This is a genomic window from Nonomuraea sp. NEAU-A123 (assembly GCF_018603905.1).
GTDB lineage: Bacteria > Actinomycetota > Actinomycetes > Streptosporangiales > Streptosporangiaceae > Nonomuraea.
Genome location: NZ_JAHFZZ010000009.1, coordinates 353,779 through 374,498, shown reverse-complemented (window position 1 = coordinate 374,498; position 20,720 = coordinate 353,779). Strand labels below are relative to the sequence as shown.

The following is a 20,720-nucleotide window of genomic DNA, read 5'->3' as shown; positions in this document are numbered from 1 at the left end:
TGGCATGACGTGGCGGACGAGCAGAAGCTCCTCGACTACCTCAGGCGGGTGACCGCCGATCTCCAGCAGACGAGGGAACGGCTCCGCGAGGCCGAGGCCCGCGAACACGAGCCGATCGCGGTGGTCGCCATGAGCTGCCGGTTCCCCGGGGACGTCAATGATCCCGAGGACCTCTGGCAGCTCGTGGCGGACGGCCGCGACGGTGTGTCGCTGTTCCCCGACGACCGGGGTTGGGACCTTTCCGCGCTGTACGACCCGGATCTGACCCGTCCGGGCACCACCTACACCCGCGAGGGCGGGTTCCTGCACGACGCCGCCGCCTTCGACGCCGGATTCTTCGGCATCTCGCCCCGAGAGGCGCTGGCCGCCGACCCTCAGCAGCGCCTGATGCTGGAGGTGGCGCTGGAGGCGTTCGAGCGGGGCGGCATCGACCCGCGGTCGCTGAAGGACAGCCAGGTGGGCGTGTTCGTCGGCGCCTTCGCCGACGGGTACGGAGGCAGCCTGGGCGTACCCGCGGAAGGCGCGGAGGGCCACCTGCTGACGGGCAACTCCACCGCGGTGATCTCGGGCCGGATCTCCTACGTGTTCGGGCTCAAGGGCCCCGCGGCCACCATCGACACGGCGTGCTCGTCGTCGCTGGTGGCGCTGCACTGGGCGTGCGAGTCACTGCGCGGCGGGGAGAGCACGCTCGCGCTCGCCGGCGGGGTGACCGTCATGCCCACCCCCGACATCTTCGTGGAGTTCAGCCGCCAGCGCGGCCTGGCGCCCGACGGGCGGTGCAAGGCCTTCTCCGATGACGCCGACGGCACCGGATGGGGCGAGGGCGCCGGCCTGCTGCTGCTGGAGCGGCTGTCCGACGCCCGCCGCAACGGTCATCCGGTCCTCGCGGTCGTGCGCGGGTCCGCGATCAACCAGGACGGCGCCAGCAACGGCCTGTCCGCCCCGAACGGGGTGTCCCAGCAGCGGGTCATCCGCCGCGCGCTGGCCGACGCCGGGCTCGCGGCGGCCGACGTGGACTTCGTCGAGGCGCACGGCACCGGCACCACCCTGGGCGACCCCATCGAGGCGCAGGCGTTGCTGGCCACCTATGGCGCCGACCGCCCCGCCGATCGGCCGCTGTGGCTGGGGTCGATCAAGTCCAACATCGGCCACACCCAGTCCGCCGCCGGTGTCGCCGGTGTGATCAAGGCGGTGCTGGCCATGCGGGCGGGCCTCCTGCCCAAGACGCTGCACGTGTCCGCGCCGTCGTCCCACGTGGACTGGTCCGCGGGGAACGTCCGGCTCCTGACCGAAGCCGTCGACTGGCCGGACAGCGGCGGCCCCCGCCGGGCCGGCGTGTCCGCGTTCGGCGTCAGCGGCACGAACGCGCACGTGATCCTGGAGCAGGCCCCGGCGGACGATGCCGCCCCGACCGGGACCGCGTCGTCGGCGGACGGCATCGCTAGCCGGCTCACGTCGCCAGCGAATGACGGCGCCCCGACACGACTCACGTCGTCGGCGGACGACGCGGCGACGGCCGGGTTCGTAGCGCCGGCCGCGGTCGCGTGGGTGGTGTCGGCCAAGAGTGCGGCCGCTCTGCGCGCTCAGCTCGATCGGCTCGGCGCGCATGTGGCGCGTCACCCCGGTCAGCCCGTCGCCGACGTCGGGTTCTCGCTGGCCACGACGCGTACGGCGTATCGGCATCGCGCCGTGGTCGTCGGCCGGGACCGTGCCGAGCTGCTGGCGGCCGTGCGTGGTCTGGCCGCGGGCGAACAGGTTCCCGGCGCGGTCGGCGGCGTGGCCGGAGTGCCGGGCAAGACGGTGTTCGTCTTCCCGGGCCAGGGCTCGCAGTGGGCGGGCATGGCCACCGACCTGCTCGACGAGTCGCCGGTCTTCGCCGAGCACTTCGCCGCCTGCGAGCGCGCTCTCACCCCGTTCGTGGACTGGTCCCCGGCCCAGGTGCTCCGCGGCGCGCCCGGCACGCCCCCGCTGGAGCGGGTGGACGTGGTCCAGCCGCTGCTGTGGGCGGTCATGGTGGCGCTGGCCGGGCTGTGGCGTTCGTACGGCGTGCGGCCCGACGCGGTGATCGGCCACTCCCAAGGCGAGATCGCCGCCGCCACGGTGGCGGGCGGCCTGTCCCTGGAGGACGGCGCCCGCGTGGTCGCCCTGCGCAGCCAGGCCATCGGCGCCGTGCTCGCCGGCCGGGGCGGCATGGCGTCCGTCGGGCTGCCCGTCGAAGAGCTGACCGCGCGCCTCGGCCGGCGACCGGGTGACTACTCCCTGGCCGCGGTCAACGGAGCACGCTCGGTCGTGGTCTCCGGCTCACCCGGCGCGCTCGGCGAACTGGTCGCGGAGCTCACCGCCGAAGGCATCCGGGCCAAGCTGATCCCGGTCGACTACGCCTCACACTCGGCCCAGGTCGACGAGCTGCGCGAGCGCCTGCTGCAGGATCTCGGGCCGATCAGGCCCCGCGCGGGCGAAGTGCCGATGATCTCGACGGTGACCGGCGACTGGATCGACACCGCCGGGCTCGACGCCGCGTACTGGCACGCCAACCTGCGGCAGACCGTGCGGTTCGACGCGGCCGTTCACGCGCTCGTCGCCCAGGGCCACGCGGTCTTCGTCGAGACCAGCCCGCACCCGGTGCTCACCATGGGCATCCAGGAGACCCTCGACGCCCTCGGCCGCGACGCCGTGGTCAGCGGCACACTCCGTCGCGAGGACGGCGGCCAGGCCCGCATGCTCACCTCGCTCGCCGAGCTGCACGTCCGCGGCGTCGACGTGGACTGGTCCGCCGTCTACCCCGGCGCCCGCCGGGTGGACCTGCCGACCTACGCCTTCCAGCGCGAACGCTACTGGCTGGAGCCCGCGAGCGCCGTCACCCCGAGCGCCGATTCCGACGAAGCCGACTTCTGGGCGGCGGTGGACCGGGGGGACGTGCCACGGTTCGCCGAGGTGGACCCGGCCGCCCTGGCCGCGGTGCTGCCGGCGTTGTCGGCGTGGCGCCGGCAGCGGCGGCAGGCGGCGACGCTGGACTCCTGGCGCTACCGGGTGGCCTGGCGGCCGGTACGGGAGGCGGCCGACGCGACGCTGACCGGGACATCATGGCTCGTCGCCCTGCCGGAGATCTACGGCGCCGACGCGCAGGCGGCTTCGGTCGTCAACGGGCTGGCCAAGGCGGGCGCCCACGTGGTGCCGATCCAGGTGGGGGACCAGGACCGGGCCGCGCTCGCGCGTACCCTACGCGACGCGCTCCCCGAGGAGCCGCTGACCGGCGTGCTCTCCCTGCTGGCGCTCGACGACCGCGCCCACCCGGCCCACCCCGTCCTCTCCCGCGGCTCGGTCATGACCGTCACGCTGGTGCAGGCGCTCGGCGACGCGGAGATCTCCGCGCCGCTATGGGCGCTCACCTCGGGCGCGGTGGCCGTGGAGCAGGCGGCCGAAGTCCGGTCCCCCTCCCAGGCGGTGGTGTGGGGCATCGGCACCGTCCTGGCCCTGGACCACCCCGACACCTGGGGCGGCCTGATCGACGTACCCGCCGAACCGGACGAACGTACCGTCGCCCGCCTGTGCGGCGCGCTGTCCGGGCGGGACAGCGAGGATCAATTGGCGGTACGGGCGGCGGGCGTCTTCGCCCGGCGGATGGAGCGGGCGCCACTGGGCGACGCGACGCCCGAGACCCCCTGGCGACCGCACGGCACGGTGCTCGTCACCGGCGGCACCGGCGGCGTCGGCGCGCACGTCGCCCGCTGGCTGGCCGCCCGCGGCGCCGAACACCTCGCGCTGATCAGCCGCCGGGGCCGGGCCGTCGAGGGCGTCGCCGAGCTGGAAGCCGAGCTGACGGCGCTCGGCGCCAAGGTCACCGTCGCCGCCTGTGACGTCGCCGACCGCGAAGGGCTGCGCCGCGTGCTCGACGCGCTGCCCGAGGGGCAACCGCTGACCGCGATCGTGCACGCGGCCGGGGTCGTACGCGACGACACGCTGCTCGCCGACAGCACGATCACGGAGTTCGCCGAGACGGCCGAGGGCAAGATCGCGGGAGCGGCGCTCCTCGACGAGCTGTCGATCGGTCATCCGGTGGAGCGATTCGTCCTGTTCTCCTCCGGCTCCGCGGTGTGGGGCCAGGCGGGACAGGCCGCCTACGCGGGAGCCAACGCGTTCCTGGACGCGCTGGCCCACTCGCGCCGGGCCCGCGGGCTCCCGGCCACCTCGGTCGCCTGGGGCGCCTGGGGCGGCGGCGGGATGGTGGACGAGTCGGTCGGCGCGCGACTGCGCCGGCTCGGCGTACGCGTCATGGAGCCCGACGCGGCGGTGGCCTCGCTGGAGAAGGTCGTGGACCACGACGAACCCCACCGCGTGGTGGCCGACATCGACTGGAGCCGGTTCGCCTCCGTGTTCACCCTCGCCAGGCCGCGGCCGCTGCTCCGCGCGCTGCCCGACGTACAGGCGATCCTGGACGCCGACGGCGAAGCCGCCGGTCAGGACGCCCACGAGCCGTCACTGGCGGCGGAACTGGCCGCACTGGCGGCGGACGAGCGCGTCGACCGGCTGCGCGAGCTGGTGCGGGCGCACACCGCGAAGGTGCTCGGTCACGCCGGTGCCGACTCGATCGACACCGACCAGAACTTCCTCGAAGCCGGATTCGACTCACTGACCTCGGTCGAACTGCGTAACAGCCTCGCCGGCGCCACCGGGCTGCGCATGCCGGCCACCGTGGTCTTCGACCACCCCAGCCCCTCCGCCCTGGCCCGGCACCTGTCGGACGAGCTGGGCGGCACGCGGACCGGCGATTCGCACTCGGGAGACGGTCTCAGCGCGCTGTTCGGGGAGGCGGCCCGCGCGGGCAAGACGCACGAGGGCCTGGCCGTGCTGCGGGCGGTGGCCGAGCTGCGGCCGTCCTTCGATGCGCCGGACGAACTCGCCGGCATCCCGTCGGCGCTCAAGCTGGCGACCGGTCCCGGCGAACCCGCCCTGTTCTGCTTCAGCACGCCCATGGCGCTGGGGGGAGCCGCCCAGTTCGCGCGGCTCGCGGCGAACTTCCAGGGGCTGCGCGACCTCTTCGCCCTGCCCGTCCTCGGCTTCGCGCCCGAGGAGAGCCTGCCCGGTACGGCCGAAGCCGCCGTACGCACCTGGGCGCGGAGCGTTCGCGACGCGGCCGACGGGAGACCGTTCGCGCTCCTCGGCTACTGCGCCGGCGGGATCTTCGCGCACGCCGCGGCCGGATACCTGGAGGAGCTGGGCGTCCACCCGGCCGGGCTGATCCTGCTCGACACCTTCCTGGCGGACAGCCAGGTGGTCGACGACCTCGGGGCGCAGATGGTCGAGGGCATGTTCGACCGAGAAGACTCCTTCGGGCCCTTCACCAACGCGCGGCTCTCGGCGATGGGCCGCTACTACAAGCTGTTCCGCGAATGCGAGCTGGGAGAGGTGACGGCACCCATCCTGTTCCTCCATCCGGACACGCCCCTGGCGCCCTCCCCCTCCGGGGAGTGGCGTGCCTCCTGGCACACGAAGCACATCGCCCAGGAGGTGAAGGGCGATCACTTCACGATGCTGGAGGATCAGGCGCCGTCCATGGCCCACACCATCGAAACCTGGCTCGAGTCCCTGTAGTCACGTGACCGGCTTGTACGGGAGCACCCGGTCGTACTCGATGACGAGGTGACGCGGACCTCTCAGGGTGGAGCTGGGACGGTAGGGCGGCGGGTCGGTGACCAGGCGCGGGTTCACCAGCCGGTGCGTGAGCTCGCGGAGCGCGATCTGGGCCTCGAGGCGGGCCAGCGGAGCGCCGAAGCAGTGGTGGACGCCGCCCCCGAAACCGAGGTGCTGGATGTAGGGGCGGTCGGGATCGAAGCGGTCGGGATCCCGTAGGTGCGCGGGGTCGCGGCTGCCCGAAGCCAGGGCGAGGACGATCGGTGAGCCCTGGGGGATGGTGACACCCGCGATGGTGATGTCGTCGAGGGCGACGCGCCGGGACAGGAAGTGCACCGGCGGCTCGTAGCGCAGCAGTTCCTCGACGGTGTGGACGACCAGGTCCGGCTCCTGGCGGAGCCGTTCGATCAGCCACGGGTTACGCAGCAGGGTGAGCATGCCGTTGGTGATGAGGTTGACCGTGGTCTCGTGCCCGGCGATCAGCAGCAGCGAGGCGGTCGAGATCACCTCGAGGTGCGACATCGATCCGTCGGGACCCTCATCGGCGACCAGTCCGGACAGGAGGTCATCGCCCGGGTTCTTGCGGTGGGCCTCGGCGAGCTCGCCCAGATACTGTCCCAGCGCGAGTACGGCGGCCTGGCGCCTCTTGACCCGCTCCGCCATGTCGCCCTCGCCGGGGCCGAGGGTCTCCACGACCTCGTCCGCCCACTTGTGGAAGCGTGGCTCGTCCTCCAGCGGCACGCCGAGCAGCCGGCAGATCACCGTGACCGGGAACGGGTAGGCGACGTCGTCGACGATGTCGGCCCGCGTCCGGTCCGCGATGCCGTCGATCAGACCCGTGACGATCTCCAGCAGCTCCCCGCGCAGGCTCTCGACCTTGCGCGGCGCATGGGGCGGCCCGAAATGACGCATGGCCAGCCGCCGGAGCCGGTCATGCTCGGGCGGATCGGTGGAGATGAAGGAAGGCGGCAGCCCCTCGTAAGGGGGCGGATCAGCGAGATTGCGGGGGTCCGAGCTGACCCGCGGATCGTGCAGCAGCGCGACGATCTCCTCGTACGTGCTGACGACGTAGCTGCCGTCCTCCTGCCGCGCCACGGGTGTCTTGCGCAGCTCGGCGTACAACGAGTACGGGTCGGCCCGGTTGGCGAACTGGTGAATCTGCGCGTAGATGCTGGCCGGCTCCACGAGGTTGCCTCCCTTTTCCGAGATGGTCTTACCGTTGGGGGCGTACGAGCGTGACGCGGCGTTCGGCCGGATCATGACCGGTCACGACCACGGTCGCTCCTTCGGCGGGCTTGATCCGCTGCGGGACCTCGGCCGGCACGGGCCGTATCCCGTCGCGCCGGTCGACCGTGCGGAAGTCCGGCGGGAACGGCGCGGCCTCTTCGATCAGGCGCCGGTAGAAGTCCAGCCACATCGCCTGGTCGAAGGTGACCGCCGCGGTGATCCGGCCCCGGTAGCCGTAGACGGCGACGAACCGGCGCTCGGCCACCGAGCCCTGCGCGATCACGAGCTCGTCGGCGAAGCTCGGTACGCCGACCGACTTGATGTTGGTGCCGAACTGGTTGGACCAGAACACCGGCAGCGACAGATGCGGCCAGCGATGAGCCTGGTCGCTGATCATGTTGTGCGCGGCGACCTCGGCCTGGGCGACGGCGTTGCCCCAGTGCTCCAGCGCGACGAACTGGTAGTGGTAGACCGGATGCGGGAACCGCGCCACGTCACCGGCGGCGAACACGTTGTCGGTGACCAGGCCGTTGATGTCGAAGGCGCGGCAGCCCGCGTCGGTGGCCACCCCCCACACGCCGGCCGCCAGCCCCGAGCCTCGCAGCCATTCCACGTTGCGGATCGCGCCGAGCGCGACCACCGCCATGTCGGCCTCGACGGTGCTGCCGTCGGACAGCCGTGCCCCGATCAGCCGCCCGTCCGCGTCTCCTTCGAGCGAGGCGACGGTGAGCCCGCAGCGCAGGTCCACGCCGGCCGCGCGCTGCATGTCCGCCGCGACCGCGCCGATCACCCTGCCCAGCGCGCCGCCCAGCGGAACGGGCCCGTGGTCGACGACGGTCACCGGCAGGCCGAGCTCGCGGCAGACCGACGCCACCTCCGACCCGGTGAATCCCGCCCCGATGATCAGCACCCGGTTGACCCCGGCGGCCAGCCGCTGCCGCATCCGCTGGGCCTCGTCCAACGTGCGCAGGACGTACACGCCGTCGAGCGCCGCCTCCGGCTCCGTCGGCCACGGCCTGGCACGTGCGCCGGTGGCGATCAGCACCTTGTCGAAGCCGATCTCCCGGCCGTCGGCGAGCCGCACCTGCTGGGCGGAGAGGTCCAGCCCGGTCGCCGTGGTGCCCGGCAGCCATTCGACGTCCGGTTCGCGAAGGTGGGGGAGCAGGGTGCGTTCGGCGGGCACCTTGCCGGACAGCACCTGCTTGGACAGCGGCGGCCGGTCGTACGGCTGGTACGGCTCGTCCCCGATCAGCGTCAGCGAGCCCGTGAAGCCGTCTCTCCGCAGCACCCCGGCGGCCCGGGCGCCGGCCAGGGAGGCGCCGACGATGACGATGCGGCCGTTGCGCTTGAACTCCTCGTCTCCACCCGTCGCGGCCGGGGCCATCTCGGGCCGCAAGGTTCGGTGCTGGGTGGTCATCCGGCCGACGTGAATGGCCTGGACCGGGCAGGCCGCGGCCGCCCGCAGTACGTGCTCGCGCTGGTCGTCGTCCGGGCCGGTGTCGTACATGAGCGCTTCCTGGCCGGGCATCGTGAACACGTCCGGCGCCAGGAAGACGCACTGCCCGTACCCCTGACAGCGCGTGAGATCAACGACAACTCTCACAGCAACACTCCCCGTCGAGCTGGGCGGTCATCTGCCGCCGGGCCGACCTGAAAGGCCCTACCCAGCTCCTCGTGGCCGAGGGTCATGAGGTGGGCATCTTGCCGGAGATCATCCGGAACCGGCCGTGGGCGACGATCAGGTAGCAGCCGACGATCAGGACCCAGACCGGGAACGCGAGCTCCGACCAGGCGACCCTGCTGACGACCAGGAGGAGCACCAGCCCGACGAGATAGCCGAGCCAGGACAGCCAGCGGGGAAGGAGGCCGAGGCGGGTGCCGATGGTCGTGGTCGTCAGGGTGAACACGGCGGCCATGCGCGGCGCGTACTCGGTGAGCAGCGACAGCGTGAGGTGCCGCCCGTAGGGCCAGAAGGCCGTGGGCTGGGGCGTGGCCCGCATCGTGTCGATCATGGCCAGATAGGCGCTCGCCGTCGCGCCGAAGACGAAGAGCATCGCCACGAAGAGCAGCCCGGCGCCGAAGAAGACCGTGGCGAAGAACCGGTCTTCCCGCGCTCCGATGGAGTCCCGTATGGCGCCCATGAACCACAGGAAGAAGATCCCGCCGAACGGCAGGAGGATCAGCGCCACCCGCAGGGCGTTGTGACTGGCGGTGTCGGCGAGATAGGCGGCCGCGTCGAGCGGCTGGGCCGGCACCGCCTTGCGCACCAGGATCATGGCACCGCCCAGCGGCAGGGCGGAGAGGATCCCCGCCGCGCCCGCGGCGCGCGGCGTCCGCAACGCCTTCGCCGGCGGTTCGGGAACGCCTTGCATGGGGCCCTTCTTCCGATGGTACGACATCTTGTATGACGCTACGTGTCCACTGGATACGCTCGGTAATCATCAAGCGCCATGTGGCAGAGGGGGGTGTTTCCGATGATTAGGTATGTCGTGTGACCGATGATCGTGACGCCGAGATCGCCGATGTGCTCCGTACCATGGCAGGGAAGATCGCGGCCGGGGCGCCCGCGGCGTGGCGGCGGGCCGAGCTGCGGGGGTTCGCGACAGGCTCGGACGGGTCCGGCCACCGCGGCTTGAGATTCGAGCCGAGCGGAGCCGGTGCGAGCGATATCGACCTGCATCCGGAGTTGTGTGCCATCTATGCCCTGACCGGGGCGACGGGCGATCACCTCACCATCGAGGTGACGGTCGAGGCCAAAGGGCGGTTCGAGGCGGTGATCAGCGAGTCGCTGGACCGCATGGATCACGAAGAGCGCGGCTTCCTCTACGTGCTTGATCGGAAGGTGCGGCCGGTCGAGCCCGCGGAGTTCCAGCAGGGCCGGCCGGATCGCCGGCCGGCGGGCGACCCGAAGGAGGCCGTCGCGCTGCTCGGCGCGTACTTACGCGAGCGCGACCGGGTCCTGGGCGGTCCGAGCGGGGACAAGTACGCGCCACCGCCCGCGATCCCCGAAGCGCGCCGCGCCTGGCTCGAGGCTCAGCTCCGGGTCCGGTACGGCGTGACGCTGCCCGACGACCTGCGCGCCCTCTACGAGCTGGTCGACGGCGACGGCGGTGAGGGCCTCCTGGACCGGCACCCGTGGTTCGGCCTCGAACAGCTGGAAAGCCAGAGCCGTCCGGAGAACCGCTGGTGGGCCGCCGGGCGGAGCTGGCGCCATCATCTGTTCCAGCCGCTCATCACTGAGGTGGGTCCCCCGCTGGCGATGCGGCGGGCGTCGGACCACCCGTGCTGGATCCCGTTCGCCACCAGCACCGGAGGCGACTTCCTGGCGGTGGACATGGCGCCCGGCCCGGCGGGGCGGCCGGGTCAGGTCATCCGCATGGGCCTGCACCACGACGAAGGCCCGGTCTACGTCGCCGACTCGGTGACCAGCCTGCTGCGGCGGCACGTCGCCGCCCTGGAGGCCGGCGCCTACTCGGCCGAGCACGGCGAGCTGTGGATCGACCTCGGCGACATGGAGCAGCCGAACCGGCACGCCTACGAGGAATCCCACTCACTGACGGTCGCCGGTCCCGACGCGGCCTCCATCCGGGGCTGGCACCCGCGGATCCGGCGCCTGTCGGTGGTCAACGCCCCCTGGGTCGACTTCGGGGCCGTGCGCGGCGCGCCGGTGCTGTGGAAGGTGACGGTGGACAACTGCCCGGGCGCCGACCTGACGCCGCTATGTGACACTCCGGTCGAGCTGCTCGACCTGGCCATGGACGGGATCGACCTCGCGCCGCTGGAGGGCCACGCCGCGCTGCGGTCGCTGACGCTGCGCACCGAGCGGCCCGTGGACCTGACGCCGCTGCTGTCCTGCCCGCGGGTGTACGCGCTGGATCTGTCCCGCGCCGCCGTACGCGATCTCGGCGTGGTCAGTGAGCTGAAGGGCCTGCTCTACCTGTGCCTGCGCCGGGGGCAGTGGGCGGAGCTCTGGAAGCGGGCCGGTCACCCGGCGGGGCTGGCGGCGGCCGGGCTGGCCGGCGAGCCGCGCCGGGAGAAGGCCTGGTGGTGGTCGGCCGACCGGGCCTATCACGCCCCTGAACCGTCACTGAAGACGGCGGTCAGATGGGCGGCCGACCTGGCCGGCGGGGCAGGGAACATGCGGGTCTTCACCGGCAGGTTCCCGCGACGCCGGGGCCGAAGCTCAGCCTCGGGTTGAGATCAACCGTAGGGCGCGCTCGTGCTGCTGCTGCGACGGGGGCCGGGTCCAGGTGATGCCGGGCCGCTGCTCGGCGAGCATCCGCGCCAGGGCGGCGGACATGACGTCCACGGGCTGGGCATGCGGCAGTTGCGGGCGAATCTGCTGATACTCGGCGAGCACTCGGCCGTAGTCGTACATCAGCGTGTTGGTGAACCGGCTCTGCTCGGCGTCGGCGCGCTCGAGCCCCGCGACGAACTCGGGCTCCGGCTCCTCGATCACCGCCTTGTAGACGTCGAGGCGGTTGCGGATCTCACTGGGCGCGGCGTGGCTGTGCGCGTCGTCGTACATGCGCCGCACATGCTCCGGCACCTCGGTCAGCACGGTGAGCATGCCGTAGCCGGAATCCTCGTCCCCATAGCCGCCGACGCCGCCGTCGACGCCCTGCGCGTGCGTGGCCATCCCCATCTCGCGGGTGAAGTCGTACTTGTCCATGCCGTCGACCGGCTCCTCGATCCAGTCGTCGTCGAGGTGCAGCACGCCCGCGATCTCCGCCTCCCCGGCGCGGCCGATCAGCTCTCGTACGGCGCCCGCCGGGTCCGCGAGCGCCCCCGGGCCCATCGCGGCGAACTGCTCGGTGAGCAGGAACAGCGAGACCATCATCGACGGGTGGTAGACGTGCAGCGCCCCGGCCTCCCGATGCGGGAAGACGGTGCTCTCGTCGTCATACGCCTCGAGCCCGGTCATGAAGGCCCGCTCCTGCTCCTCGGTGAGCACGAGTTCCCAGGCCCACCTGCGCTCCACGTGGAACTTGTAGAAGTCCTCACCTCTGAGCGGGTCGCGGAACTTCCACCACAGAACGACCCCGACGATCAGCGCGACGATCACGCCGAGCGCGATCAACATCCGGATTCCCCCTATCCCCTGACTTATCCCGTTTCTTGGCGTCAAGCACAGAGCGGGAAGCCTAGCGGTGAGAGTCCGCGGGGATGCGGGAAACGATCAGATCTCGGCGGGGGACGGCGTCGCGTCCGTCTCAGACCCGGATGACCCGGATGCCGACGTCCTCGAACCCGGCGGTCAGCTCGGCCGGGGCGGCGGAGTCCGTCACCAGGATGTTGATCTGCTTCAGCGGGCAGACCAGGGCGAACGCCCGGCGGCCCAGCTTCGAGCTGTCGGCCACCACGATCACCTGGCGGGCCTTCGCGGCCATGAGCCGGTTGACGGCCGCCTCGCCCTCCCCGTGGGCGCTGGCGCCGTGCTTCACGTCGAGCGCGTCGACACCGAGCACCGCCACGTCGAGCGCGACGTCCGCCAGCATGCCCGTCGCCACCGGGCCCACCAGCTCGTACGACTCGGCGCGGGCGGAGCCGCCCGTGGTGACCACGTGCAGATGCGGCCGCACGGCCAACTCGTGGGCGATGTTCAGGGCGTTGGTCACCAGGGTGAACGCCGGGCCGCGGCGGCCGGAGGGCGGGTCGGGGCGGTTGGCCAGCACCCTGGCCACCTCCGTCGTGGTGGTGCCGCCGTTGAGCCCGATCGTGGCCCCCACCGGCACCAGGGCCGCCGCGGCCGAGGCGATGCGCTGGTTGTCCGGCGCGTGCTGGGCGACCTTGTAGCGCTGCGGCAGGTCGTACGAGACGCTGTGCGCGATGACGCCGCCCCTCGTCCTGCTCAGCAACTGCTGGTCGGCGAGCTCGTCGAAGTCGCGCCTGATCGTGGCGGAGGACACGCCGAGCTTCCGCGCCGTCTCCGACACGTCGAGTCGGCCGGCCTCGGCGACGAGCTCTAACAGCAAGTTCCAGCGTTCGTACCGGTTCACTGTTCAATCATGCCCGAAACCCGACGGAAGCTCTTATAGGACGGTTTTATGGGAAAATACTCGCCAAATGCTACGGACATCCTCGGTTGTGCTCCCCGTGTCCCCGCTAGGCCCGGAGAACCCGCTGCCGCCGCTGCGCACGCTGCCCGATCCCCGCGGTGGGCTGAAGACGGCCGCGGCCGACGCCGAGATGGCGGCCCAGTTGGCTTATGGGCACGCCGACTCGCTCCTGCCGTACACCTTCCAGGACGGCTACGGCCGCGAGCGCGAGGAGCGGGAGCTGAAGACGGCGGTGCTGGAGAACTCGCTGCTGCGCGCGGAGTTCCTGCTGGAGTTCGGTGGGCGGCTGCGCTCGCTGGTGCACCTGCCGACCGGCCGCGAGCTCCTGCACAAGCCACCCCACCTGCAACTGGCCAACCTCGGGCTGCGTAACGCGTGGTTCGCCGGGGGAGTGGAGTGGAACCTTGGCACGTTCGGGCACACCGCCCTGGCCTGCGCGCCCGTCCACGCCGTCCGGGTGGACAGGCCCGACGGGGTGCCGGTGCTGCGGATGTACGAGTGGGAACGGATGCGGCGGCTGGTCTACCAGCTCGACGTATGCCTGCCGCCCGACTCGCCGGTGCTCCTGGTACACGTCCGGATTTATAACCCTTCGGCGGTCGATGCCCCGGTCTACTGGTGGTCGAACGCGGCGGTGCCGCAGACGCCGGGCAGCCGGGTGCTGGCGCCCGCCCGTCAGGCGTACCACTTCTCCTACGACGGGATGCTGCGGCGAGTGCCGGTGCCGCGCTGGCGCGAGGCCGACCAGTCCTACCCGGCCCGCAACGAACAGGCCGCCGACTTCTTCTACGAGCTGCCGCACGCCGCACGCCGCTGGATCGCCGCCCTCGACCAGGACGGCGGCGGGCTCGCGCAGGTCTCCACCGACCTGCTGCGCGGCCGCAAGCACTTCCGCTGGGGCACCGGCGCGGCGGGCCGCAACTGGCAGGACTGGCTGTCCGGCCCCGACCGGCCGTACCTGGAGATCCAGGCCGGACTCACCCGCACCCAGTTGGAGCACGTACGGCTGCCCGCCCGCTCCTCCCTCGCCTGGACCGAGGCGTACGGCCTGCTCCAGGGCGACCCCGCGCGCGTCCACGGCCCCTGGCCCGAAGCGCTCGGCCACGTGAGCCGGGCCGTGGACCGGCTGATCTCCCGCGACCGGCTCCAGGCGGCGCACGAGCAGGCCGTACAGCTGGCTTCGGCCGTGCCCGTGGAGGTCCTGCACGTGGGCAGCGGCTGGGGCGCGCTGGAGCGCCGGGCCCTGGCCAAGCGGCGCAGCCGGGTGCTCAACCTGCCGGGCACGCCCTTCGCCGACTGGACGATCGGCCGCGACCAGCAGTCGTGGCTCGCGCTCGTGCGCAAGGGTTCGATCCCCACACCCGCCCCCGCCCTGCCCCCCTCCTCCTACACCGTCGGCCCCGAATGGCGCGCGCTGCTGGAGAAGTCGGTCGCGGAGTCGGGCGGCACCTGGTTCACCCTGCTCCACCTGGGCGTGAACCTCTACCACGACGGCGACCACGCCGGGGCGCGGGCCGCCTGGGAACGTTCCCTGGCCTGCGCCGAGAACGCGTGGGCGCTGCGCAACCTGGCCGTGCTCGACCCCTCGCGGGCCGCGGACCTGTACGAGCGGGCCCATGCACTGTCGCCCCGGCTGCGCCCCCTCACCATCGAGACCCTCGCCGCCCTCCTCGCCGCCGGCCGCCCGGACGCCGCCCTCGTCCTGATCGACAAACTGGGCTCCAAGGACCGCTGGCACGGCCGGATCCGCCTGCTGGAATGCCGCGCGGCCCTGGACGCGGGAGATGTCGGACGGGCCGGACGGGTGCTGGAGACGGGGCTGGTGGTGGACGATCTACGGGAGGGGGAGGACACTTTGGACGAGCTCTGGTGGGATTACCACGAGCGGCTGAATCCGACGGGGCGGGCGCGGGTCAGGGCGGAGCATCCGTTGCCTTGCCGGTATGACTACAGCGTCAAGCAGTATTAGGGGGGAAGACTTCGCCGAGGGTTGTCGCGGTGGCTGCTCGGTCGATCCACTCTTCTATTTGGTCGCGGTCGGTGCATTGGGCGATGCGGTCGTGAGCGTCTTGGGGGACGCTGATGCCGCGCGCTTCGAGCACCCTGATCAGGGCGGTGAGTTCGCCTTTGCCGAAGTGCTCTTTGGCGAAGGGGCTGTATACCGGCCATGCGGCAGACGACATGATCTCCTCCATAATGCGCCGGGCGGGGAGTGAAGCTAGTCGGTATCCGTATTCATAATACTGCGAAGCGTGACCATCGGCGAGCTTGCCCACGGCCGTCATGAAGGCCTCCGTCACGACTCTTTGGTGGCCATGCATCATGACGGACATGGCGGCGAGTTCGAGACAGTCTGCTGCCTGGACGTGATCGGTGATCACGGGGATCCGGTCCGGGCCGAAGACGCTGGGCTGGAGGACGAAGCCGGGCAGGCTGGTGACGATCGGCTCCGTCGCCCACGTTGCGACGCGGGCATTAGGGCAGAGGGCCAGCACCACGACCGGACACTTCAGCTGCAACCAAAGCGCCGCCGCATAACGGGCCCAGGCCGTGCGTTTGTGTTCCTTGATGTCTTGCTGGATCTCGACGATCACCCCGAAGATCGGGTCCTGGCGCGGCCCCACGGTGATCACCGTGTCGGCCTGGAAGTCCAGGGAGGGGCGGTCGTTGAAGTCGCCTCCGGCGACCTCTATCAGAACGTCCGTGGGCAGGTCGACGTCGAAGACATCCCGGAGGATCTCGACGGCGAATGCCGGACGGCTGCGGAAGAGCGCATTGAGTGTGTCATGCGCAGGGGATGGCATGTCACGGAACGATATCGATCATGCGCATTCCGTGATCGGTTTTTGGTCAACTCGCGGACAAGGCCGCCTCGCCGCGCTTGCCGTACCAGGCGCTCCAGACCGCGATGAGCGCGAGGGTGCCGAGCAGCAAGGCCGTCGATAAGCCGGCCATCACGTCCACCGGCAGCAGATAGACGAGCGGGATTCGGATCACCGACTCGGCGAGGAAGGCCGCCGCCCAGGTCAGGGTCATGACGTAGTAGATGCGGCGGAACGCGGGCTCGGCCAGGTAGAGGGCGTCCCAGCGGGCGGCGGTGGCGGCGTCCTCGGCGCCGAAGCGTTTGGCGAGGGGGTAGCCGGCGGGGCGGCCCGCCACGCAGGTGGCGACGAGGACGGCGGCGATGACGGCCGTGGTGATCGACTTGACCGCCAGCAGGAGGCGCTCGTCCCCGGTGACGAAGGACAGGAGGAGGCCGAGGCCGAAGATCAGGCACATGAACGCCGCGTATCCGTCCAGGCGGCGTTCCCTGACGCCGACATAGGCGGTGCGCAGGACGCCGACGGCCGTGGCCGAGAGGAGGGCGGCGTACTCGCCCACGTTCAGCGCGCGCAGCAGGTAGTAGGCGGCGACGGTGGGGAGTACGTCCCAGAGCGCCACTTTCAGCACGGAGCGGTTCATGCGAAGGTCCTTTCCAGCCAGTCGGAGATGCGGGCCAGGGCCAGGCGCTGGGCGCCGGACTGGCAGTGCGCGTCGGCGCCCTCGGTCTCGGTGAACTCGATGAGCGTCTTGTCGCAGGTCAGGTGCTTGTAGAGGGCCTCGGGCTGGCCCTGGAAGGCGAAGTCGTCCGGTGCGGCGCAGACCAGTGTGGGGCAGGTGATCCGTTCGGCGATGCCGTCACGCAGGTGGTAGTCGAGCATCGCGGCCGAGTAGCCACGCGGGGAGGACGCGCCGGTGACCCAGGTGCCGTGGGTGATCGCCCAGCGGATGGTGGGGTTCTGGGTCATCAAGATGCGCAGGTGCTCGTCGGCCTGAGGGTCGGCGAGTGCCTGCCTGGCGGCCTCCCGGTCGCCGCCGAAAATCTCGGCGACGATCGCGCCCATGTCGTAGACGCCGTCCAAGGCGATGACCGCCTTGATCCTGGGGTCGAAGGCGGCGGCGCGGGGTGCGAGCAGCCCGCCCATGCTGGCGCCGAGCAGCGCCACCCGTGACGGGTCCACGAACGGCAGGGCGAGCGCGAAGTCGAGCACCGGGCCCACGACATGCTCCCAGTCGGGCCGGAACGGCAGTCCCTTGCGGATGGCGCCCGGCTGCCCGGGGCCGTCGAAGGTCAGCACGTTGTATCCGCGTTCGACCAGGGCGGCGGCCGCGTAGAAGTGCATCTCCTCGGCGCTGCCGTCGAAGCCGTTGTGCATGATCACGGTCGCGCCGCCGGTGCCCCGGTAGAGGTAGCCGGGCAGCGTGGTGCCCTCGTACGGGATCTCGACGGGCTCGATGCCCGACATTCCGGCGAACGTGCGGAAGCAGGCCACCTGGCGGTCGTAGGCCGAGTCGACGCGCGGGTCCGAAGGGTCGCCGTGCAGGAAGAACTCCGCCGAGCGGTAGTAGTTGGACGCGCGAAGAAAGCCATCGCGGGCGCTGACCTCATGCCCCGCTGCCAGGCTCCGCTCGGCCTCGGCCGCCACGCGGTCCGCCGTGACCAGCCACTCGTCGTGCCAGCTGTCGTAGTCGCTCTCGGTGATCCGCTGCGCGGTCACGAGGACCTCGCCGAAGTCGGCGCCGCCGTACGCGATGTGGCCGAAGGAGCGCAGCGTCTCGAACCAGAACGTGGGGTCCTTCTCGAAGATGATCGGGCGCATGCCCAGCTCCTTAATGCGAATAATTTCGCTTCAAAGTAACAGGGCGAGAGTGCTAACGCAAGAGAGTTCGCGTTAAGGTAGGTGGCATGGAACCTGCACGCAGACCGGGGGGCCGCAGCGCGAGAGTCCGCACGGCGGTGCATGAAGCCGTCCTCGACCTGCTGAGCAAGGAGGACTGGGGCAGCCTGAGCCTCGCCCAGGTGGCGGAGCGTTCCGGGGTGCACCAGGCGACCCTCTACCGGCGTTGGCGCACGCTCGGCGCGCTCATCGACGACGTGGTGACCGAGCAGCTTTCACGGGGTTCACCGGTGCCCGACACGGGCACGCTGCGCGGCGACCTGGAGGCCTACGCCGTCCAGGTCGCGGCGGATGTGGCGGGGCCGCTGGGGCCTCTTTACGTCAGGGCCGCCCAGGTCGGCACCCGGGTCCAGGATGACAACCAGCTGTACATGATGGACCGGGCCGTGCGGCTCCAGGGCATGCTGGAGCGGGCGGCGGCGCGCGGCGAGAGCCCGCCGACCCTGCTGGAGCTGATGGAGGTGGTGATCGCGCCGCTCTACTATCATGCGATCTTCTTCAACCGGCCGGTCGGCGCCGACCACGCCAGGACGCTGGTCGACCGGTTGCTCAGCCTGCCCCGGTGAGGGTCAGCGGTCGACGATCTCGTTCTTGCCGATGACCACGATGCCGCCCCTGGTCAGCGCGAACCGGGTGCGGTCATAGTCCAGGTCGAAGCCGATCCGCGCGCCGTCGGGGATCACCACGTTCTTGTCGATGATCGCCTTGCGCACGATCGCGCCCCGGCCGACCTTGACGTTCTCCATCAGCACGGAGTCCTCGACCAGCGAGTGCGAGTGCAGCACGACCCTGGGCGACAGGACCGACCGGTTCGCCGTGCCGCCGGAGACGATCACGCCGGGTGACACGAGCGAGTCGAGCGCCCGGCCCACCCGGTCGCCGTCGTTGTGCACGAACTTGGCCGGCGGCAGCGGGTCGTGCCCGGTATGGATCGGCCACTTGTCGTTGTAGAGGTTGAAGATCGGGTGCGCCGAGATGAGGTCCATGTGCGCCTCGTAGTAGGCGTCGAGCGTACCCACGTCGCGCCAGTAGCCCCGGTCGCGCTCGCTCGAACCCGGCACCACGTTGTTCGCGAAGTCGTACACGTCCGCCCCGCCGGACTTGACGAGCATCGGGATGATATTTCCGCCCAGGTCGTGCTTGCTCGTGGGGTCGAGGGCGTCCTCCCGCAGCGCGTCGATCATCGCCTGGGTCTTGAACACGTAGTTGCCCATCGAGGCGAACACCTCGTCGGGGGAGTCGGCGAGCCCCACCGCGTCCTTGGGCTTCTCCCGGAACGCGACGATCCGCCGCCCCTGAGGATCGGTCTCGATGACGCCGAACTGGTCGGCCAGCGACAGCGGCTGCCGGATCGCCGCCACCGTCACGTCCGCACCGGAGTCCTCGTGCTGCTCGACCATCTGCCGTGGGTCCATGCGGTAGATGTGGTCGGCCCCGAACACGATCACGTGCTCGGGCATCTCGTCGTAGATCAGGTTCAGGTTCTGGAACAGCGCGTCGGCCGAGCCGGAGAACCATCGCGGGCCCAGCCGCTGCTGCGCGGGGACCGGTGTCACGTAGTTGCCGAGCATCGCCGTCAGCCGCCAGGTGCGCGAGATGTGGCGGTCGAGACTGTGATTCTTGTACTGGGTCAGTACGACGATCTGCAGGTATCCGCCGTTGGCCAGGTTCGACAGCACGAAATCGATGAGCCGATACATGCCGCCGAACGGCACCGCCGGTTTGGCTCTATCCGCTGTGAGCGGCATGAGCCTCTTTCCCTCTCCACCTGCCAGTACGACCGCAAGAACCCTCCGGGACCTCATATCCGTGACGCTACCCTCAAAATGGCGATCTATCGACGAATCGCCCATCGAACACCGCACGTGCCTGAATCGTCCGGGGATCGTAAGGTCGTCTCATGCGCGTTGATCTGCTCACCCGGGAGTATCCGCCAGAGGTGTACGGCGGTGCCGGGGTGCACATGGAATATCTGGCCAGAGAGCTGCGGCGGCTGGCCGACGTCCGGGTGCGGTGCTTCGGGGCCGCACGGGACGAGCCGGGCGTCTCCGCCTACCGGGTGCCCGCCGGGCTCCAGGAGGCCAACGCGGCCCTGCAGGTGCTCGGGGTGGACCTGGAGATGGCCGCCGCGTGCGAGGGCGCCGGGGTGGTTCACTCCCATACCTGGTATGCCAACTTTGCCGGGCATGTCGCGAAGATGCTGCACGGAGTCCCGCACGTCATCACCACCCACAGCCTCGAACCACTGCGGCCGTGGAAGGCCGAGCAACTGGGCGGCGGCTACACCATCTCCTCCTGGGCCGAACGGACCGCCCTGGCCGGCGCCGACGCGGTCATCGCGGTCTCGGAGGGGATGCGGCGCGACGTACTCGCCGCCTATCCCGAGATCCCGCACGACCGGGTGAGCGTCATCCACAACGGCATCGACACCGCCGAATACGCCCCGGACCGGGGCGACGACGTCCTCAAGAAGCACGGCGTGGACCCGGCCAGGCCGTACGTCATCTTCGTCGGGCGCATCACCCGGCAGAAGGGGCTGGTCCACCTCCTGCACGCGGCGCGGTCCTTCGACGCCGGCGCGCAGATCGTGCTCTGCGCGGGCGCGCCCGACACGCCGGAGATCGAGGCCGAGGTGACGGGCCTGGTGCGCGACCTCGGCCGGGAGCGCGACAGGGTGATCTGGATCTCCGAGATGCTGCCCAAGCCCGAGGTGATCCAGTTGCTCACGCACGCGTCGGTGTTCGTGTGCCCGTCGGTGTACGAGCCGATGGGGATCGTGAACCTGGAGGCGATGGCCTGCGAGACGGTCGTGGTGGCGACGGCGACCGGCGGCATTCCCGAGGTGGTGGCCGACGGGGAGACGGGGCTGCTGGCACCGATCGACCAGGGGGCCGACGGGACGCCGCACGATCCCGGGCGGTTCGCCGCCGACTTCGCCGAGCGCGTCAACGAACTGCTGGCGGATCCGGAGCGGGCCGCGCGGATGGGGGTGGCCGGGCGGGCCAGGGCCGTCGAGCACTTCTCCTGGGGACGCATCGCCCAACGCACCATGGACCTCTACACCTCGCTGCGCACCTGAGAGAGC

At 71.0% G+C, this 20,720-nt stretch carries 14 protein-coding genes; 5 read left to right on the top strand and 9 right to left on the bottom strand.

Translation table 11 applies throughout. The features are described from left to right. Window positions 1–9 precede the first annotated feature (9 nt). On the top strand, window positions 10–5,592 hold the full coding sequence (locus KLK06_RS61725; RefSeq protein WP_214638888.1) for a type I polyketide synthase: 5,583 nt from the start codon (window positions 10–12) through the stop codon (window positions 5,590–5,592). On the opposite strand, the gene KLK06_RS29495 is transcribed toward KLK06_RS61725, so the two are convergent. The 3 genes from KLK06_RS29495 to KLK06_RS29485 form a co-directional block, all read right to left on the bottom strand. Next, window positions 5,593–6,816 (bottom strand): cytochrome P450, encoded by a 1,224-nt coding sequence (locus tag KLK06_RS29495; protein ID WP_308168502.1) that lies wholly within the window; start codon window positions 6,814–6,816, stop codon window positions 5,593–5,595. A 28-nt stretch (window positions 6,817–6,844) separates the two neighbouring features. Continuing rightward, window positions 6,845–8,461 carry an FAD-dependent oxidoreductase gene (locus KLK06_RS29490; protein WP_214638886.1) on the bottom strand — a complete coding sequence of 539 codons (1,617 nt, stop codon included), beginning with the start codon at window positions 8,459–8,461 and terminating at the stop codon, window positions 6,845–6,847. Window positions 8,462–8,543: 82 nt separating this feature from the next. Next, window positions 8,544–9,230: a hypothetical protein gene (locus tag KLK06_RS29485; RefSeq protein WP_214638885.1), complete on the bottom strand. Its 687-nt coding sequence runs from the start codon at window positions 9,228–9,230 to the stop codon at window positions 8,544–8,546. Between the two features lie 119 nt (window positions 9,231–9,349). Here KLK06_RS29485 and KLK06_RS29480 point away from each other — a divergent pair, with 119 nt between their 5' ends. Beyond that, window positions 9,350–11,056 (top strand): SMI1/KNR4 family protein, encoded by a 1,707-nt coding sequence (locus KLK06_RS29480; RefSeq protein ID WP_214638884.1) that lies wholly within the window; start codon window positions 9,350–9,352, stop codon window positions 11,054–11,056. On the opposite strand, the gene KLK06_RS29475 is transcribed toward KLK06_RS29480, so the two are convergent. Both KLK06_RS29475 and KLK06_RS29470 read right to left on the bottom strand, forming a co-directional pair. Next, window positions 11,042–11,941, bottom strand: coding sequence for a hypothetical protein (locus tag KLK06_RS29475; protein ID WP_214638883.1), 900 nt, complete (start codon window positions 11,939–11,941; stop codon window positions 11,042–11,044). The genes KLK06_RS29480 and KLK06_RS29475 overlap by 15 nt on opposite strands. 130 nt (window positions 11,942–12,071) lie before the next feature. After that, entirely contained in the window at window positions 12,072–12,857 is a 786-nt protein-coding gene (locus KLK06_RS29470) for a DeoR/GlpR family DNA-binding transcription regulator (RefSeq protein WP_214638882.1), read from the bottom strand. A gap of 97 nt (window positions 12,858–12,954) precedes the next feature. On the opposite strand from KLK06_RS29470, the gene KLK06_RS61715 reads away from it, so the two are divergent. Beyond that, window positions 12,955–14,886: a DUF5107 domain-containing protein gene (locus KLK06_RS61715; RefSeq protein ID WP_214638881.1), complete on the top strand. Its 1,932-nt coding sequence runs from the start codon at window positions 12,955–12,957 to the stop codon at window positions 14,884–14,886. On the opposite strand, the gene KLK06_RS29460 is transcribed toward KLK06_RS61715, so the two are convergent. From KLK06_RS29460 to KLK06_RS29450, 3 genes are read right to left on the bottom strand one after another with little or no spacing between them, the layout of a single operon-like run. Next, window positions 14,873–15,721 carry a hypothetical protein gene (locus KLK06_RS29460; RefSeq protein ID WP_250906173.1) on the bottom strand — a complete coding sequence of 283 codons (849 nt, stop codon included), beginning with the start codon at window positions 15,719–15,721 and terminating at the stop codon, window positions 14,873–14,875. The genes KLK06_RS61715 and KLK06_RS29460 overlap by 14 nt on opposite strands. Window positions 15,722–15,767: 46 nt before the next feature. Continuing rightward, window positions 15,768–16,379 carry a VC0807 family protein gene (locus KLK06_RS29455; RefSeq protein ID WP_214638880.1) on the bottom strand — a complete coding sequence of 204 codons (612 nt, stop codon included), beginning with the start codon at window positions 16,377–16,379 and terminating at the stop codon, window positions 15,768–15,770. Further along, entirely contained in the window at window positions 16,376–17,557 is a 1,182-nt protein-coding gene (locus tag KLK06_RS29450) for a S9 family peptidase (protein ID WP_214638879.1), read from the bottom strand. Before KLK06_RS29450 ends, KLK06_RS29455 begins: the two co-directional genes overlap by 4 nt. Window positions 17,558–17,643: 86 nt before the next feature. Here KLK06_RS29450 and KLK06_RS29445 point away from each other — a divergent pair, with 86 nt between their 5' ends. Continuing rightward, window positions 17,644–18,201: a TetR/AcrR family transcriptional regulator gene (locus KLK06_RS29445; protein ID WP_214638878.1), complete on the top strand. Its 558-nt coding sequence runs from the start codon at window positions 17,644–17,646 to the stop codon at window positions 18,199–18,201. 3 nt (window positions 18,202–18,204) lie between these two features. Here the strand turns inward: KLK06_RS29445 and glgC are convergent, their stop codons facing one another. Next, window positions 18,205–19,440 carry a glucose-1-phosphate adenylyltransferase gene (glgC, locus tag KLK06_RS29440; RefSeq protein ID WP_214638877.1) on the bottom strand — a complete coding sequence of 412 codons (1,236 nt, stop codon included), beginning with the start codon at window positions 19,438–19,440 and terminating at the stop codon, window positions 18,205–18,207. 95 nt (window positions 19,441–19,535) lie between these two features. Between glgC and glgA the strand changes: the two genes are divergently transcribed. After that, entirely contained in the window at window positions 19,536–20,714 is a 1,179-nt protein-coding gene (glgA, locus tag KLK06_RS29435) for a glycogen synthase (RefSeq protein ID WP_214638876.1), read from the top strand. Window positions 20,715–20,720 lie beyond the last annotated feature (6 nt).